Annotated in this window: 12 protein-coding genes and 1 tRNA gene; all 13 read right to left on the minus strand. The window is 60.6% G+C overall.

The window, feature by feature from the left end; translation table 11 throughout:
- Positions 1-127 precede the first annotated feature (127 nt).
- Positions 128-2,245 (minus strand): elongation factor G, encoded by a 2,118-nt coding sequence (gene fusA, locus XpopCFBP1817_RS14145; RefSeq protein ID WP_128417610.1) that lies wholly within the window; start codon positions 2,243-2,245, stop codon positions 128-130.
- Positions 2,246-2,385: 140 nt separating this feature from the next.
- Positions 2,386-2,853 (minus strand): 30S ribosomal protein S7, encoded by a 468-nt coding sequence (gene rpsG, locus XpopCFBP1817_RS14150; protein WP_006450629.1) that lies wholly within the window; start codon positions 2,851-2,853, stop codon positions 2,386-2,388.
- 12 nt (positions 2,854-2,865) lie between these two features.
- Complete coding sequence (gene rpsL / locus XpopCFBP1817_RS14155; protein WP_006450628.1) at positions 2,866-3,240, minus strand: 30S ribosomal protein S12; 375 nt, start codon at positions 3,238-3,240, stop codon at positions 2,866-2,868.
- 220 nt (positions 3,241-3,460) lie between these two features.
- The gene (gene rpoC / locus XpopCFBP1817_RS14160; protein ID WP_128417611.1) at positions 3,461-7,675 is read right to left on the minus strand and encodes a DNA-directed RNA polymerase subunit beta'; all 4,215 of its coding nucleotides are present in this window, start codon (positions 7,673-7,675) and stop codon (positions 3,461-3,463) included.
- Between the two features lie 100 nt (positions 7,676-7,775).
- Entirely contained in the window at positions 7,776-11,927 is a 4,152-nt protein-coding gene (gene rpoB, locus XpopCFBP1817_RS14165) for a DNA-directed RNA polymerase subunit beta (RefSeq protein WP_128417612.1), read from the minus strand.
- 294 nt (positions 11,928-12,221) lie between these two features.
- On the minus strand, positions 12,222-12,587 hold the full coding sequence (rplL, locus tag XpopCFBP1817_RS14170; protein ID WP_128417613.1) for a 50S ribosomal protein L7/L12: 366 nt from the start codon (positions 12,585-12,587) through the stop codon (positions 12,222-12,224).
- Positions 12,588-12,641: 54 nt separating this feature from the next.
- Positions 12,642-13,175 (minus strand): 50S ribosomal protein L10, encoded by a 534-nt coding sequence (gene rplJ, locus XpopCFBP1817_RS14175; protein WP_016900680.1) that lies wholly within the window; start codon positions 13,173-13,175, stop codon positions 12,642-12,644.
- Positions 13,176-13,723: 548 nt separating this feature from the next.
- A complete protein-coding gene (gene rplA, locus XpopCFBP1817_RS14180; protein WP_128417614.1) occupies positions 13,724-14,422 on the minus strand; it encodes a 50S ribosomal protein L1 in 699 nt (232 codons plus the stop codon).
- Between the two features lie 3 nt (positions 14,423-14,425).
- Positions 14,426-14,854, minus strand: coding sequence for a 50S ribosomal protein L11 (gene rplK / locus XpopCFBP1817_RS14185; protein WP_128417615.1), 429 nt, complete (start codon positions 14,852-14,854; stop codon positions 14,426-14,428).
- 196 nt (positions 14,855-15,050) lie between these two features.
- Positions 15,051-15,608, minus strand: a complete 558-nt coding sequence (gene nusG, locus XpopCFBP1817_RS14190) for a transcription termination/antitermination protein NusG (RefSeq protein WP_128417616.1) — start codon at positions 15,606-15,608, stop codon at positions 15,051-15,053.
- 13 nt (positions 15,609-15,621) lie between these two features.
- Positions 15,622-16,032, minus strand: coding sequence for a preprotein translocase subunit SecE (gene secE / locus XpopCFBP1817_RS14195; protein WP_128417617.1), 411 nt, complete (start codon positions 16,030-16,032; stop codon positions 15,622-15,624).
- 49 nt (positions 16,033-16,081) lie between these two features.
- Positions 16,082-16,157 (minus strand) — tRNA-Trp (locus XpopCFBP1817_RS14200).
- Positions 16,158-16,265: 108 nt separating this feature from the next.
- Positions 16,266-16,342: EF-Tu C-terminal domain-related protein (locus tag XpopCFBP1817_RS14205; RefSeq protein ID WP_454480473.1), on the minus strand; the 77-nt coding region annotated here is incomplete at its 5' end.

A 16,342-nucleotide genomic window follows, 5' to 3' on the forward strand; every position in this document is an offset into this window, starting at 1 on the left:
TGGTCTTGCCATGGTCAACGTGACCAATGGTGCCGACGTTCACGTGCGGCTTCTTGCGCTCAAATTTAGCTTTTGCCATGACTCACTACCTCTAATTGGAAAATTTGTGCCAAGCGGCTGAGAGAACTCAGCCCTTCTTGGTGACGGCGTCGGCGATGTTGGTCGGCGCCTCTTCGTAATGGTCGAATTCCATCGAGAACGTCGCGCGACCCTGGCTCATCGAGCGCAGCGAGGTCGCATAACCGAACATCTCACCCAGCGGAATCATCGCATTGATGATCTTGCCGGACGGGCTGTCGTCCTGACCCTGCAACACGCCACGACGGCGGCTCACGTCGCCCATCACGTCGCCCAGATAATCCTCCGGGCTTACGATCTCGACCTTCATGATCGGCTCAAGTAACACCGGGCTGGCTTTCGCAAAGCCCTGCTTGAACGCCATCGACGCGGCCAGCTTGAACGCCATTTCCGAGGAGTCGACGTCATGGTACGAGCCGAACACCAGCTTGACCTTGACGCCGACCACCGGGAAGCCGGCGATCGGGCCACTGGTGATCGTTTCACGCAGACCCTTCTCGACCGAGGGGATGAATTCCTTCGGAATGATGCCGCCGGTGATGTCGTTGACGAACAGGAAATCGTCTTTGACTTTGTCGTTCTTGCGATCTTCTTCGGTCATCGGCGACAGCTCAATCACGACGTGACCGTACTGCCCCTTACCACCGGATTGCTTGGCGTGCTTGTAGTCGGACTTGACGTCGGTCTTGCGGATCGTTTCGCGATACGCAACCTGCGGCTTGCCAACGTTGGCCTCGACATTGAACTCGCGACGCATGCGGTCGACGATGATGTCCAGGTGCAACTCGCCCATGCCGGAGATGATGGTCTGGCCGGATTCTTCGTCGGTCTTGACGCGGAACGAGGGATCTTCCTGCGCAAGACGACCAAGCGCCGTACCCATCTTTTCCTGGTCGGACTTGGTCTTCGGCTCCACCGCCATCGAGATCACCGGCTCCGGGAAAATCATGCGCTCCAGAGTGATGATCTTGTCCTGCGAACACAGCGTATCGCCGGTGGTGACGTCCTTCAGACCCACGGCAGCGGCGATGTCACCAGCGCGCACTTCCTTGATCTCTTCGCGATTATTGGAGTGCATCTGCAGGATGCGACCCACGCGCTCTTTCTTCGACTTGACCGGGTTATAGACCTGGTCGCCGGAGTTCAAGGTGCCCGAATAGACACGGAAGAACGTCAGCGAGCCTACGAACGGGTCGGTCATGATTTTGAACGCCAACGCCGAGAACGGCGCAGTATCGGTTGCAGGACGCGTGTCTTCCTTCTCGTCTTCGTCGATACCAGCCACCGGCGGACGGTCCGCAGGCGACGGCAACAGGTGCACGACGCCGTCGAGCATGGCCTGCACGCCCTTGTTCTTGAACGCCGAGCCACAGAACACCGGCACGATCTCGACCTTCAGGGTGCGCTCGCGCAGACCCACCAGGATCTCTTCTTCGGTCAGGTCGCCTTCGTTGAGATACTTGTCCATCAGGTCTTCGCTGGCTTCTGCAGCCGCTTCAACCATGAACGAACGTGCCTCGGTCGCAATCTCGACCAAATCGGCCGGGATGTCACCGTATTCAAAGGTGGTGCCCTGCGACGCGACATCCCAATGAATCGCCTTCATCTTCAACAGGTCGACCACGCCCTCGAAACCATCTTCTGCACCAATCGGCACCTGCATCGGCACGGCATAGGCGCCCAGACGGGCCTTTAGCTGCTCAACGACCTTATCGAAGTTGGCACCGGTACGGTCCATCTTGTTGACAAAGGCCATGCGCGGCACGGAATACTTGTTGGCCTGGCGCCACACGGTCTCGGACTGCGGCTGTACGCCACCCACGGCACACAGCACGAACACCGCACCGTCGAGCACGCGCAAGGAGCGCTCCACTTCGATGGTGAAGTCGACGTGCCCGGGGGTATCGATGATGTTGAGGCGATGCTGTGGCATGGACTTGTCCATCCCAGACCAGAACGCAGTGGTCGCAGCGGAGGTGATGGTGATACCACGCTCCTGCTCCTGCTCCATCCAGTCCATCACCGCAGCGCCGTCATGGACTTCGCCGATCTTGTGACTGACGCCGGTGTAAAATAGGATGCGCTCGGATGTGGTGGTCTTACCGGCATCAATGTGAGCCATGATGCCGAAGTTGCGGTAACGCTCGATAGGGGTGGTGCGGGCCACGGGGAGCCTCTCAATTTCTTGGATTTCGGATGGCCGAACGCCGCCTTTCGGCGGCCTTCGGATTTAGATGCGACGCTAAGCGCGCGTCGCAAACAGCACTCACATGGTGCTGAAGGGCCCCGTTACCAAGGCCCACGAGGTCACCAGCGGTAGTGTGCGAACGCCTTGTTCGCCTCCGCCATACGGTGCGTCTCTTCGCGCTTCTTGATTGCGCCGCCGCGGCTTTCCGAGGCGTCCAACAGTTCTGCAGCCAGCTTTCGCGGCATGGTGTTCTCGCCACGCTTGCGCGCGGAATCGATCAACCAGCGCATTGCCAACGCCGTGCGACGGGAGGAGCGCACTTCGACGGGTACCTGATAGGTAGCACCACCGACGCGACGCGATTTAACTTCGACAGCCGGAGCCACGTTGTCCAGTGCTTTCTGCACCAGCTCGACGGCATTCGGATTCTTTTCGCCAATGACGTCCATCGCGCCATAGACAATTTTCTCAGCAACCGACTTCTTGCCACTTTGCATCACCATATTGATGAAGCGGGCAATGGTTTCGCTGCCATGCTTTGGATCAGGCAGGACGGTGCGCTGCGGAGTAGAACCTTTACGGGACATTAGATTATTTCCTTAGCTCTTCGGGCGCTTGGCGCCGTACTTGGAACGACCTTGACGGCGCTTTGCGACGCCAGCGGCGTCCAGCGAACCACGGACGGTGTGATAACGCACACCGGGAAGATCCTTCACGCGGCCACCACGAATCAGGACCACGGAGTGCTCCTGCAGATTGTGACCTTCACCACCGATGTAGCTGATGATCTCTTCCTGATTCGTCAGGCGCACTTTGGCAACCTTACGCAGGGCCGAGTTCGGCTTCTTCGGAGTAGTGGTATAGACGCGTGTGCAGACGCCGCGACGCTGCGGACACTTGTCCAGTGCCGGGGAGGCACTCTTGTAGGTGGTCGCTTGCCGAGGCTTGCGGACCAGCTGATTGATCGTCGTCATCAGTTGATTCTTCTGATTGAGAGGCCGAGACGGCCTTGCACTAAAACAAAGGCAGGCCGAAAACGGCCCGCCGAGACAAGAAAGTATAGCTGTCAGGACGAAACTCCGTCAACTTCACGGAAATCCAACCCTGCTGACCCATCCAAAGGCCGGAAAACGGAGGGCCTCCTGCCCTCCTCTCGCGTGGCTTACGGCCGTCTTGCGACCGCCGTCGGAGCGCTTACTCCTCGTCCGCGCTAGCGTCGGCCACCGTGGCGACCGGTTCGGCCACTGCCGGCTTGCCCGACAGCGTTTCCATTTCCGAGTCGGTCAGACCCGAAGATTTGCGACGTCCGGCATGGTAGGCCAGACCAGTACCGGCCGGGATCAGACGACCCACGATCACGTTTTCCTTCAGACCGCGCAGGTTGTCGCGGGTTCCGCGCACGGCAGCCTCGGTCAACACACGGGTGGTCTCCTGGAACGAAGCCGCCGAGATGAACGACTCGGTGGCCAGCGAGGCCTTGGTAATACCTAACAGCACAGGATCGTACTTGGCCGGCAGTTCGTTGCGCTTGACCAAGCGGACATTTTCCTCGATGACGCGCTGGCGCTCGACCTGCTCGCCAGTGAGGAACTTGCTGGTGCCTTGATCGGTGATCTCGACCTTGCGCAGCATCTGGCGAGTGATCACCTCAATGTGCTTGTCGTTGATCTTTACGCCCTGCAGGCGATACACGTCCTGAATTTCCTTGACCAGATACGCGGCCAGCGGCTCGACACCCAGAAGACGCAGGATGTCCTGCGGGCTAGGCTCGCCGTCCACGACCGTCTCGCCTTTGGTCACGTGCTCGCCTTCGAACACGATGATCTGGCGGTACTTCGGAATCAGCTCTTCGTGCTCGCTGCCATCGGTGTCCTTGATGATCAGACGCTGCTTCCCCTTGGTGTCCTTACCGAAGCTGATGATGCCCGAGCGCTCAGCCAGTATCGCCGGATCCTTCGGCTTGCGTGCTTCGAACAGATCGGCAACGCGCGGTAGACCACCAGTGATGTCGCGGGTCTTGGACGCTTCCTGCGGGATCTTGGCAACCACGTCGCCCACGCCGACGGCGGCGCCGTCCTGCAGGTTGACGATGGAGCGCGGCGGCAACAGGTACTGCGCCGGCAGATCCGTATTCGGGATCGTCAGATCATTGCCCTTGGCATCGACGATGCGCACGATCGGGCGCAGTTCCTTGGCATGTGCACCGCGACGCTTCGGGTCGGTGATTTCGCGCGAGGCCAGACCGGTTAGTTCGTCAGTCTTCTCGATGACGGTGACGCCGTCGACGAAGTCGATGAAGCGGATGAAACCGGCCACTTCCGACACGATCGGGTGGTTATGCGGATCCCAGTTGGCAACGCCCTGCCCGGCCTTGACCGCATCGCCGTCTTTGGCGGTGATGGTGGCGCCGTACGGCAGTTTGTAACGCTCGCGCTCGCGGCCATGGCCGTCGAGCACAGACAGTTCGCTCGAACGCGAGACCGCAACCAACGCGCCGCTGGCGTGTGCTACCGACTTGAGGTTGTTGAACTTCACCGAACCGGTGGTCTTGACGGTGATGTTGTCCACCGCCGCAGCACGCGATGCCGCACCACCGATGTGGAACGTCCGCATGGTGAGCTGGGTACCCGGCTCACCGATCGACTGGGCGGCGATGACGCCGACCGCTTCACCGATGTTGACCTGGTGACCACGTGCAAGGTCGCGACCGTAGCAACGTGCGCACACGCCGAACGAGGACTCGCAGCTGATGGTCGAACGCACCTTCACCGACTGCACACTGGCCTCTTCCAACTTGGCCACCCACGCTTCGTCAAGCAGCGTGTTGCGGGTGACGATCGGCTCTTCGTCGTTGCCTGGCAGGTACACGTCCTCGGCCACCACACGGCCCAGCACGCGCTCCTTCAACGGCTCGACCACGTCGCCGCCTTCCACGATCGGGGTCATGATCAGACCTTCGACGGTGCCGCAGTCGACTTCGGTGATCACAACGTCCTGCGCCACGTCGACAAGACGACGGGTCAGATAACCCGAGTTCGCGGTCTTGAGCGCGGTATCGGCCAGACCCTTACGGGCACCGTGGGTGGAGTTGAAGTACTCCTGCACGTTCAAGCCTTCGCGGAAGTTCGCCTTGATCGGCGTCTCGATGATCGAGCCATCCGGACGCGCCATCAGGCCGCGCATACCAGCCAGCTGACGGATCTGCGCCTGGCTACCACGCGCACCGGAGTCGGCCATGATGTACAGCGAGTTCATCGACTTCTGATCGATGGTCTCGCCCTTGGCGTTTTCGACTTTCTCGGTGCCGATGGTGTCCATCATCGCCTTGGCGATGCGTTCGCTGGTACGCGACCAGATGTCCACGACCTTGTTGTAGCGCTCGCCTGCGGTGACCAGACCGGACTGGTACTGCTCCTGGATTTCCAGCACTTCGGCTTCAGCCTTGGTGAGGATGCCCTTCTTCTCGTCCGGGATCAGCATGTCGTCGATGCCGATCGACACGCCTGCGCGGGTTGCGTAGGCATAGCCGGTGTACATCAGCTTGTCGGCGAACACGACGGTGTCCTTCAAGCCGAGCAGACGGTAGCTGGAGTTGATCAGACGCGAGATGTTCTTCTTGGTCATCTCGGTGTTGGCCAGCTGGAACGGCAGGCCCTCGGGCAGGATTTCGCTTAGCAACGCACGGCCGACCGTGGTGTCCACGATCGAGGTGCCGCTGCTGCGCTTGCCGTCGGCTTCCACGTCCACCTGGGTGATGCGGACCTTGACCTTGGCGTGCAGTTCCACCACGCGGTTGTCGTAGGCGCGCTTCACTTCGCTGGTGTTGGCAAACACCATGCCTTCGCCCTTCTTGTTCTCAAGCGCGCGGCTCATGTAGTACAGGCCCAACACCACATCCTGCGACGGCACGATTATAGGCTCGCCGTTGGCCGGCGACAGGATGTTGTTGGTGGACATCATCAGCGCGCGCGCTTCCAGCTGGGCTTCCAGCGAGAGCGGCACGTGTACGGCCATCTGGTCACCGTCGAAGTCGGCGTTGAAGGCAGTACAGACCAGCGGATGCAGCTGGATGGCCTTGCCTTCGATCAACACCGGCTCGAACGCCTGGATGCCCAGACGGTGCAGGGTCGGCGCACGGTTCAGCAGCACAGGATGCTCGCGGATCACTTCTTCGAGGATATCCCAGACTTCAGCTTCTTCGCGCTCGACCAGTTTCTTGGCAGCCTTGATGGTGGTAGCCAGGCCGCGACGCTGCAGCTTGGCGAACACGAACGGCTTGAACAGCTCCAGTGCCATCTTCTTCGGCAGCCCGCACTGGTGCAGTTTGAGGTACGGACCGACGGTGATGACCGAACGACCGGAGTAATCCACGCGCTTGCCGAGCAGGTTCTGACGGAACCGGCCCTGCTTGCCCTTGATCATGTCGGCCAGCGACTTCAGCGGACGCTTGTTGGTGCCGGTGATGGCACGGCCGCGACGGCCGTTGTCCAGCAGCGCATCGACCGATTCCTGCAGCATGCGCTTCTCGTTGCGCACGATGATGTCCGGCGCATTGAGCTCGAGCAGACGACGCAGACGGTTATTGCGGTTGATCACGCGGCGGTACAGATCGTTCAGATCCGAGGTCGCGAAACGGCCGCCATCCAGCGGGACCAGCGGACGCAGATCCGGCGGCAGCACCGGCAACACGGTCATGACCATCCACTCCGGACGGTTGCCCGATTCCAGGAAGGCTTCGATCAGCTTGATGCGCTTGGTGAGGCGCTTGAGCTTGGTTTCCGAACCGGTGCTGGCGATCTCTTCGCGCAGACGGGCCATTTCCGATTGCAGCTCGATCGTGCGCAGCAGTTCATACACGGCCTCGGCGCCCATGGCGGCGTCGAAGTCGTCGTTATACTCCTGGCGTGCGGTCAGGTACTGCTCTTCGGTCAGCAGCTGGCGGCGCTCGAGCGGGGTCAGACCCGGCTCGGTGACCACGTAGGCTTCGAAGTACAGCACGCGCTCGATGTCGCGCAGGGTCATGTCCAGCATCAAACCGATGCGCGATGGCAACGACTTGAGGAACCAGATGTGCGCGACCGGCGAGGCCAGGTCGATGTGACCCATGCGCTCACGACGCACCTTGGCCAGGGTGACTTCGGTGCCGCATTTTTCGCAGACCACACCACGGTGCTTCATGCGCTTGTACTTGCCGCACAGGCACTCGTAGTCCTTGATCGGACCAAAGATGGCGGCGCAGAACAGGCCGTCACGCTCGGGCTTGAAAGTGCGGTAGTTGATGGTTTCGGGCTTCTTCACTTCGCCGTAGGACCACGAACGGATCAGGTCAGGCGAGGCCAGCGCGATCTTGATCGCGTCGAAATCCAGCGTCTGGCGCTGTTGATTGAAGAGGTTTAGCAGGTCTTTCATTGGATATCTCCGGGTCGGAGGAATGTCGTATCTGAGATGAAACCGAGGGCATTACGTTCCGGATCCAGGCACCGGGCAGCGGCACCTGGATCCAGCGCGATCACTCTTCCAGTTCCATGTTGATCGCCAGCGAGCGGATTTCCTTCACCAACACGTTGAAGGATTCCGGCATGCCCGCGACCATCTCGTGCTCACCATCGACAATGTTCTTGTACATCTGGTTGCGGCCCTGCACGTCATCGGACTTCACCGTCAGCATTTCCTGCAGGGTGTAGGCCGCGCCGTAGGCTTCCAGCGCCCAGACTTCCATCTCGCCGAAGCGCTGACCACCGAATTGCGCCTTACCACCCAGCGGCTGCTGGGTGACAAGCGAGTACGGGCCAGTCGAACGTGCATGCATCTTGTCGTCGACCAAGTGGTTCAACTTCAGGTAGTGCATGTAGCCGACCGTGGTCTTGCGCTCGAACGCTTCGCCGGTACGACCGTCGTACAACTGGGTCTGACCGCTCTGCGGCAGTTCGGCCAGTTCCAGCATGCGCTTGATTTCCGCTTCGCTGGCACCGTCGAACACCGGGGTGGCCATCGGCACGCCATCGATCAGGTTCTTGCCCAGGTTGAGCAGTTCCTCATCGCTGAACTGCGACAGATCCACGCGCTGTGCATTGATCGCGCTGTCGTGGTTGTAGATGTCGTCCAGGAACTTGCGCAGCTCGCTGACTGCGGTCTGGGCTTCCAGCATGCGCTGGATCTTGCGACCCAGTCCCTTAGCGGCCCAGCCCAGATGCACTTCCAGAATCTGGCCGATATTCATACGCGACGGCACGCCGAGCGGGTTCAGCACGATGTCGACCGGCTCGCCGGTGGCCATGTACGGCATGTCCTCGACAGGCACGACGTTGGAGACCACACCCTTGTTGCCGTGGCGGCCTGCCATCTTGTCGCCCGGCTGGATGCGGCGCTTCACTGCCAGGAACACCTTGACCATCTTCAGCACGCCCGGTGCGAGGTCGTCGCCCTGGGTGATCTTGCCGCGCTTGTCGGCAAAACGTGCTTCGAATTCCTTCTCGTGCGCCTGGATCTGCTTCTGCGCGCGTTCGATGGCATCCGCTGCGTCTTCGTCCTTCATGCGCAGCTGAAACCAATCGGACTTCTTCAGCCCGTCCAGATACGCGTCGGTAACGCCGTCGCCTTTCTTCAGGTTCGGACCGCCGTTGGCGACCTTGCCCACGATCTGCGAGCGCAGACGTGCGTAGATGGCCGCTTCCAGAATACGGAACTGGTCGTCGAAGTCCTTCTTGACGCGCTTGATTTCGGACTCTTCGATCTGACGCGCACGCTTGTCCTTCTCGATGCCGTCGCGGGTGAAGACCTGCACGTCGATGACGGTGCCGTCCATGCCCGGGGGCACGCGCAGCGAGCTGTCCTTCACGTCGGACGCCTTCTCACCGAAGATCGCACGCAGCAGCTTTTCTTCCGGGGTCAGCTGGCTCTCGCCCTTCGGCGTGACCTTGCCGACCATGATGTCGCCGGCGCGTACTTCCGCACCGATGTACACCACGCCGCTCTCGTCCAGACGGTTCAGGGCCTGCTCGGACACGTTCGGGATGTCGGCGGAAATTTCCTCCGGCCCCAGCTTGGTGTCGCGTGCAACGCAGGTCAGTTCTTCGATGTGGATCGTGGTGTAACGATCTTCTTCCACCACACGCTCGGAGAGCAGGATGGAGTCTTCGAAGTTGTAGCCATTCCAGGGCATGAACGCGATCAGCATGTTCTGACCCAGCGCCAGCTCACCGATGTCGGTGGACGGGCCGTCGGCCAGCACGTCGCCGCGCGCGATTACGTCGCCCACATTCACCAGCGGACGCTGGTTGATGCAGGTGTTCTGGTTGGAGCGGGTGTACTTGATCAGGTTGTAGATATCTACGCCAGCATCGGTGCCACCGCCGATTTCTGCCTCGTTGACCTTGACCACGATGCGGGCTGCGTCAATTTGTTCGATCACACCGCCACGCAACGCATTCACGGTCACGCCCGAGTCGCGCGCAACCGCACGCTCGATACCGGTACCGACCAGAGGCTTTTGCGAACGCAGCGTCGGCACGGCCTGGCGCTGCATGTTGGCGCCCATCAGTGCGCGGTTGGCGTCATCGTGCTCAAGGAACGGAACCAGCGCCGCAGCGACCGACACGGTCTGCATCGGCGAGACGTCCATGAAGTGCACTTCGGCCGGCGGCTTCAGCAACGACTCGCCCTGGAACCGGCACGGCACGAACTGCTCGGTGAGCATGTTCTTGGCATCGGTCAGCGCGTTCGCCTGGGCGATCACGTACTCGTTTTCTTCGATCGCCGACAGGTACTCGACGTCATCGGAGACCTTGCCGTCCAGCACCTTACGGTACGGCGTCTCGAGGAAGCCGTACTGGTTGGTGCGGGCGAACACGGCCAGCGAGTTGATCAGGCCGATGTTCGGGCCTTCCGGCGTTTCGATGGTGCAGACGCGGCCGTAATGGGTCGGATGCACGTCGCGCACTTCGAAGCCGGCGCGTTCGCGGGTCAGACCGCCCGGGCCCAGTGCGGAGACGCGGCGCTTGTGCGTCACTTCCGACAGCGGGTTGTTCTGATCCATGAACTGCGACAGCTGCGAGGAGCCGAAGAATTCCTTGATCGCGGCAGCCACCGGCTTGGCGTTGATCAGCTCCTGCGGGGTAAGGCCTTCGGATTCGGCCATCGACAACCGCTCCTTGACCGCGCGCTCGACGCGGACCAGGCCAACGCGGAACACGTTCTCGGCCATTTCGCCGACCGAACGCACGCGGCGGTTGCCCAGGTGATCGATGTCATCGACCACGCCGCGACCGTTGCGGATCTCGGTGAGCACCTTGAGCACTTCCAGGATGTCGGAAGTGTCGGTGTGCTCGGCGACCAGGCGCTTGGACTCTTCGTCGTTACGCTCGGCAAAGTACTTCTTGTCGTACAGCACCGACTCGCCGAGGACTTCCTTGCGGCCGACACGACGGTTGAACTTCATCCTGCCGACCGTGGACAGGTCGTAGCGCTCGAAGGTGAAGAACAGGTTGTGGAACAGGTTCTGTGCGGCTTCCTTGGTCGGCGGCTCGCCCGGACGCATCATACGGTAGATCTCGACCAGCGCTTCCAGCTGGGTCTTGGTCGGATCGATACGCAGGGTATTGGACAAGTAAGGACCACGATCCAGATCGTTCACCCACAGGGTGCCGACCGCATCGACGCCGGCCTTGCGGAACGCAGCCAGCTGGTCTTCGGTGATTTCGTCGTTGGCATTGGCCAGCAGTTCGCCGGTCGAGCTATCGACCACGTCGTGCGACAGGATGCGCGTGACCAGATAATCGTCCGGCACGGCCAGCGCGGCGACGCCGGCGGCTTCGAGCTGCTTGACGTGACGCGCGGTGATGCGCTTGCCCGCTTCCACGATGACCTTGTCGCCATCGGCCAGGTCGAAGTTCAGCGTTTCGCCACGCAGACGCTCCGGCACCAGCTCCAGCTGCACGCCTTCGTCCGGATTGATGTGGAAGGTGTTGATCTCGAAGAACTCGGCCAGCATCTCTTCGTTGTTGTAGCCGAGCGCACGCAGCAGAATCGACACCGGCAGCTTGCGACGACGGTCGATACGGGTGAACAGCGCATCCTTCGGGTCGAACTCGAAGTCCAGCCAGGAGCCACGGTACGGAATGATGCGGGCGCTGTATAGCAGCTTGCCCGAGCTATGGGTCTTGCCACGGTCGTGGTCGAAGAACACACCCGGCGAACGGTGCAGCTGCGAGACGATGACGCGCTCAGTGCCGTTGACGATGAAGGTGCCGTTGTCGGTCATCAACGGAATTTCGCCGAGATAGACCTCCTGCTCCTTCACATACTTGATGGCCTTGGTCGACGACTCACGGTCGTAGATCACCAGGCGCACGGTCACGCGCAGCGGCGCGCCGTAGCTCATGCCACGCTGACGGCATTCACGCTCGTCAAATACCGGCTGACCCAACTTGTAACCGACGTATTCCAACGCGGCGTTGCCGCTGTAGCTGGAAATCGGGAACACCGACTTCAGCGCTGCGTGCAGACCGAGGTCCTTGCGCTTGTTCTGCTCCACGTCTTCCTGCAGGAATTCGCGGTAGGAGTCCACCTGGATCGCAAGCAGGAACGGCACTTCGAGAATCGAGCGCTGCTTACCGAAATCCTTGCGGATACGCTTTTTTTCGGTGAACGAATAAGACGTCATGAGGTCTTCCACCCTAGGTTGCGGGGGCAGCGTCGCCGCGGCCCTGAAATAACAAAATTGTCAGTTGGAAGTCGCTGGTATTGCCGGCACCAGCACGCCTTCTCTTGCTACTTCCAACTACCAACTCGGTAAAGCCGAGATGGGGGATGACGGGATTTGGGATGAGCAAGACTGTCTTCGGGTCCCGAATGCCCAGACTCCAATCCGGCCTTCCATCAACGGCCAAAGGCCGGGAGCTTTACGCTCCCAGCCTTCAGTGCATCACCCTGAAACGCTGGCGATGCAAGATGCTGCTTACTTCACTTCGACGGTCGCGCCGGCTTCGGTCAGTTCCTTCTTGATCTTCTCGGCTTCGTCCTTGGTCGCGCCTTCCTTCAGGATGCCACCGGCTTCGGTCAGATCCTTGGCTTCCTTCAGGCCCAGGCCGGTCACGGCACGAACGGCCTTGATGACGCCGACCTTGTTGGCGCCGCAGCTGACCAACACCACGTTAAACTCGGTCTGCTCTTCAACCACGGCAGCCGGGCCAGCTGCAGCAGCAGCGACCGGAGCGGCGGCGGAGACGCCGAACTTCTCTTCGATGGCCTTGACCAGCTCCATCACTTCCATCAGGGACTTCTCGGCGATGGCTTCGACGATCTGTTCTTTGGTAAGGGACATTGTGATTACCTTTAAATAATTTTCTGGATTGGGGTTCTAGCAAACGCTAGGACATCAAGCTTCGGCAGTCTCGGCGACCGGCGCGGCGGCTTCGTCGCCACCACCCTGCTTGTCGCCAACGGCCTTGACGGCACGGGCGAACATGGCAGCCGGTTCGGACAGCACGCGGGCCAGCATGGCCAGGGCCTGATCGCGGGTCGGCAGCGATGCCAACACGTCGACGTGACCAGCCGGGAACAGTTCCCCGCCGATGGACACGACCTTGGCCTGCAACTTGTCGTTGCCCTTGGCGAATTCCTTGATCAGGCGACCGGCAGCGCCGGGCTCCTCCATCGAAAACGCATACAGCAAAGGACCGACCAGCTTGTCAGCGACGACAGCGAAATCGGTACCTTCAACGGCGCGCGCGGCCAGGGTGTTCTTGACAACTTTCAAGAACACACCGGTTTCGCGGGCCTGCTTGCGCATCGCGGTCATCTGGGAGACCGTGATGCCAGCGTATTCAGCGGCGATCAAGGAGTGGGCCTTGGCGGCGATGTCTGCCAGCTCGGCGACTACTTCTTGCTTCTGAGACAGATTGAGAGCCATTGCACTCCTCCGTTAAAGCCGGGATTCGGGATCTGCGATACGGGATTCGTCGAAAGCCATGACGCAGCTCTTGCAAATCCCGCTGCCGAATCTCTCATCCCCGCTTCAAACTACTCCGCTCGCGGCTCCTGCCGGTTGCGGTCCAGGGCAGCCTCCATCCTGGAAGCCGGGAACATCGACCGATGTTCCTTTGGTGGCCGTTCTAGACCTGGAGTGGGCTCGATCCGGGATGTCCCAGACGCGCGTAAACCAGAAAGCTCCAGAAGGGCGACACCATCTACGCCGGCCGGCTCATACGAACCTGATTAAGCGACCCCGCTGCATCGACGGCGACTCCTTGCCAATGTGAGCATCCCTGCCCGTCGTCGATCTGCGCTGACCGCGCCTGCGGTCTTTGACGGCTACCGCCGGACATGCCAGCGATCGCCTTCAAAATGTCCGTTACCCCAAAGGAGGGAACGGACTCCCAGCACACGGTGACCCGGGCCGGAAAAACAATGCTGTACTACATCGACGGGTCAGGCCCATGACAGGCCTGGCCCATCAGATCACTTCAGCGCAAGGCTGGACTGATCGACCGTAACGCCAGGACCCATCGTCGAGCTGACCGACACCTTCTGCAGGTAGGTACCCTTGGAGGTGGCCGGCTTGGCCTTGATCAGGTCCAGCAGCAGCGCCTGCAGGTTCGACTTCAGCGCTTGGTCATCGAAGCTGGCCTTGCCGATGGTGCAGTGGATGATGCCGGCCTTGTCGGTGCGGTAGCGCACCTGACCCGACTTGGCATTCTTGACGGCCTCACCCGGGTTGGCCGACACAGTGCCGACCTTTGGGTTCGGCATCAGGCCGCGCGGGCCCAACAGCGTGCCGAGCTTACCAACGACGCGCATTGCATCCGGGGTGGCGATGACCACGTCGTAGCTCAGATCGCCGGCCTGCATCTTCTCGGCCAGGTCGTCCATGCCCACTGCCTCGGCGCCTGCAGCAAGGGCTTCGTCAGCCTTGGCGCCGGCCGGTGCGAACACTGCGACGCGCACGCTCTTGCCTGTACCGGCCGGCAGCACGGTCGAACCGCGCACCTGCTGGTCGGACTTCTTGGCGTCCACGCCCAGGCGCACAGCGACGTCGATCGACTCGACGAACTTGGCCTTGGTCACGGTCTTCAGGATCTTGATTGCGTCATCGAAGGCATAGGTCTTGCCCGGAACGACAGCGGCCGCAATGGCCTTAAAGCGCTTGCTCTGTGCCATGTCTTAGCCCTCCACCGTCAAACCCATGCTGCGGGCAGAACCCGCAATCGTACGCACTGCCGCTTCCAGCTCGGCCGCAGTCAGATCGGCTTCCTTGGTCTTGGCGATCTCTTCCAGCTGCTTGCGCGTCACCTTGCCCACCTTGTCGGTGTTGGGGCGCTTGGAGCCGGAGGTCACGCCTGCAGCCTTCTTGAGCAGCACGCTGGCCGGGGTGCTCTTGGTGACGAAGGTGAAGGTACGATCGGAATACGCTGTGATGATCACCGGCGTCGGCAGACCCGGCTCCAGCTTGGAGGTCGCTGCATTAAACGCCTTACAGAACTCCATGATGTTCAGGCCGCGCTGACCCAGCGCAGGGCCGACCGGCGGCGCCGGATTGGCCTGGCCGGCCTTGACCTGCAATTTGATAAGAGAAACTATTTTCTTAGCCATTTCGATATTTTCCGGGTGCTAGCGCCTTGACGACAGGCTCCCCATCGGACCGGGAAATCACGTGTCCCGGCTTCACGTTTCTGATAACACGCATATGGCTGCCATTCGGCAGCCATTATTTCCCCGGCGGTTCGCTAGGTGAGCGAGCCACGCATCATAACAGTAATTGCTGCGGGCGCCTAGGCGCCCTCTCGGGTCAGCCCTTCTCAACCTGGCCGAACTCGAGTTCGACCGGCGTGGAGCGACCAAAGATGAGCACGGCAACCCGCAGCCTGCTCTTCTCGTAATTAACTTCTTCAACAACGCCATTGAAGTCGTTGAACGGGCCATCGGTGACGCGCACCATCTGACCAGGCTCGAACAAAACCTTCGGACGCGGCTTCTCGACACCTTCCTGCACACGCTGCAGGATCGCATCAGCCTCTTCGTCACGAATCGGCAACGGGCGATCGGCCGTACCACCAATGAAACCCATCACTTTGGAAGTTTCCTTCACCAGATGCCAGCTTTCATTGTCGATGCGCGGAATACCGGCTTCTTCATGAGTCTCGATCTGCACCAGCACGTAGCCAGGGAAGAACTTGCGCTCGGACCTACGCTTCTGGCCGGCGCGCATTTCGATGACTTCTTCGGTCGGCACCAAAACGTCACCGAAACGCTCTTCCATTTCTGCACGTACGATGCGGTCGCGCAATGCTTGCGCAACAGATTTTTCAAAGCCTGAATAGGCGTGAACGACATACCAACGCTTCACTGCTTGATTCTCCTCAACGAGCCAGGAACCACTGCGTGAGCTTCTGGATGACAAAGTCGAAGCCGCCCAACAGCAAACTCAGAATGATCACAACAACAATCACGACCCAGGTGGTGCGAATGGCTTCCTGGCGTGTCGGCCAGACAACCTTGCGCAACTCGAACCTGGATTCGAACATGAATTCACGGGTCTCGCGGCCTTTGCCGGTCCCCAGAAATACAAACGCACCGGCCACCAACCCAACAATGACAGCCAGCGCACGCAACTGCGGCGTCCAGGCTCCAAGCTGGGTTGCGCGTTCAGGCGCAGAAAACCAGAACCACACGAACAGCCCCACAATCACCAGGAGCGCTGAGAGGACGTATTTCACGATATCAGCGCTGGCAGCAGACGCGCTTTTGGAAGGCTCGATTTTGCTATTCATCCGGCTCTAGTTACCGATCTGACCCGAATTACTGGGCCGGAAAGAGAAGTGGCACGCCAGGAGGGACTCGAACCCCCAACCTGCGGTTTTGGAGACCGCTGCTCTGCCAATTGAGCTACTGGCGTATGTACTCGTTTACCGCAAACCCTAAGACAACGAAGGCGGACCGAGGTTCAGCCGGCCCGCCATTCGTTTGAATCCAGCCGCCGCAAGGCGACTGGACGCAGGCACACTTACTTGATGATCTTGGCAACCACGCCGGCGCCGACGGTGCGGCCACCTTCACGAATTGCGAAGCGCAGACCTTCGT

Source organism: Xanthomonas populi (assembly GCF_002940065.1).
GTDB classification, from domain to species: Bacteria; Pseudomonadota; Gammaproteobacteria; order Xanthomonadales; family Xanthomonadaceae; genus Xanthomonas; species Xanthomonas populi.

Bases quoted from the DNA above. Each gene is read 5' to 3' on its own strand.
- rpsG (WP_006450629.1), bottom strand. From the start codon at position 2,853: ATGTCCCGTAAAGGTTCTACTCCGCAGCGCACCGTCCTGCCTGATCCA.
- rpsL (WP_006450628.1), bottom strand. From the start codon at position 3,240: ATGACGACGATCAATCAGCTGGTCCGCAAGCCTCGGCAAGCGACCACC.
- rpoC (WP_128417611.1), bottom strand. From the start codon at position 7,675: ATGAAAGACCTGCTAAACCTCTTCAATCAACAGCGCCAGACGCTGGAT.
- rpoB (WP_128417612.1), bottom strand. From the start codon at position 11,927: ATGACGTCTTATTCGTTCACCGAAAAAAAGCGTATCCGCAAGGATTTC.
- rplL (WP_128417613.1), bottom strand. From the start codon at position 12,587: ATGTCCCTTACCAAAGAACAGATCGTCGAAGCCATCGCCGAGAAGTCC.
- rplJ (WP_016900680.1), bottom strand. From the start codon at position 13,175: ATGGCTCTCAATCTGTCTCAGAAGCAAGAAGTAGTCGCCGAGCTGGCA.
- rplA (WP_128417614.1), bottom strand. From the start codon at position 14,422: ATGGCACAGAGCAAGCGCTTTAAGGCCATTGCGGCCGCTGTCGTTCCG.
- rplK (WP_128417615.1), bottom strand. From the start codon at position 14,854: ATGGCTAAGAAAATAGTTTCTCTTATCAAATTGCAGGTCAAGGCCGGC.
- secE (WP_128417617.1), bottom strand. From the start codon at position 16,032: ATGAATAGCAAAATCGAGCCTTCCAAAAGCGCGTCTGCTGCCAGCGCT.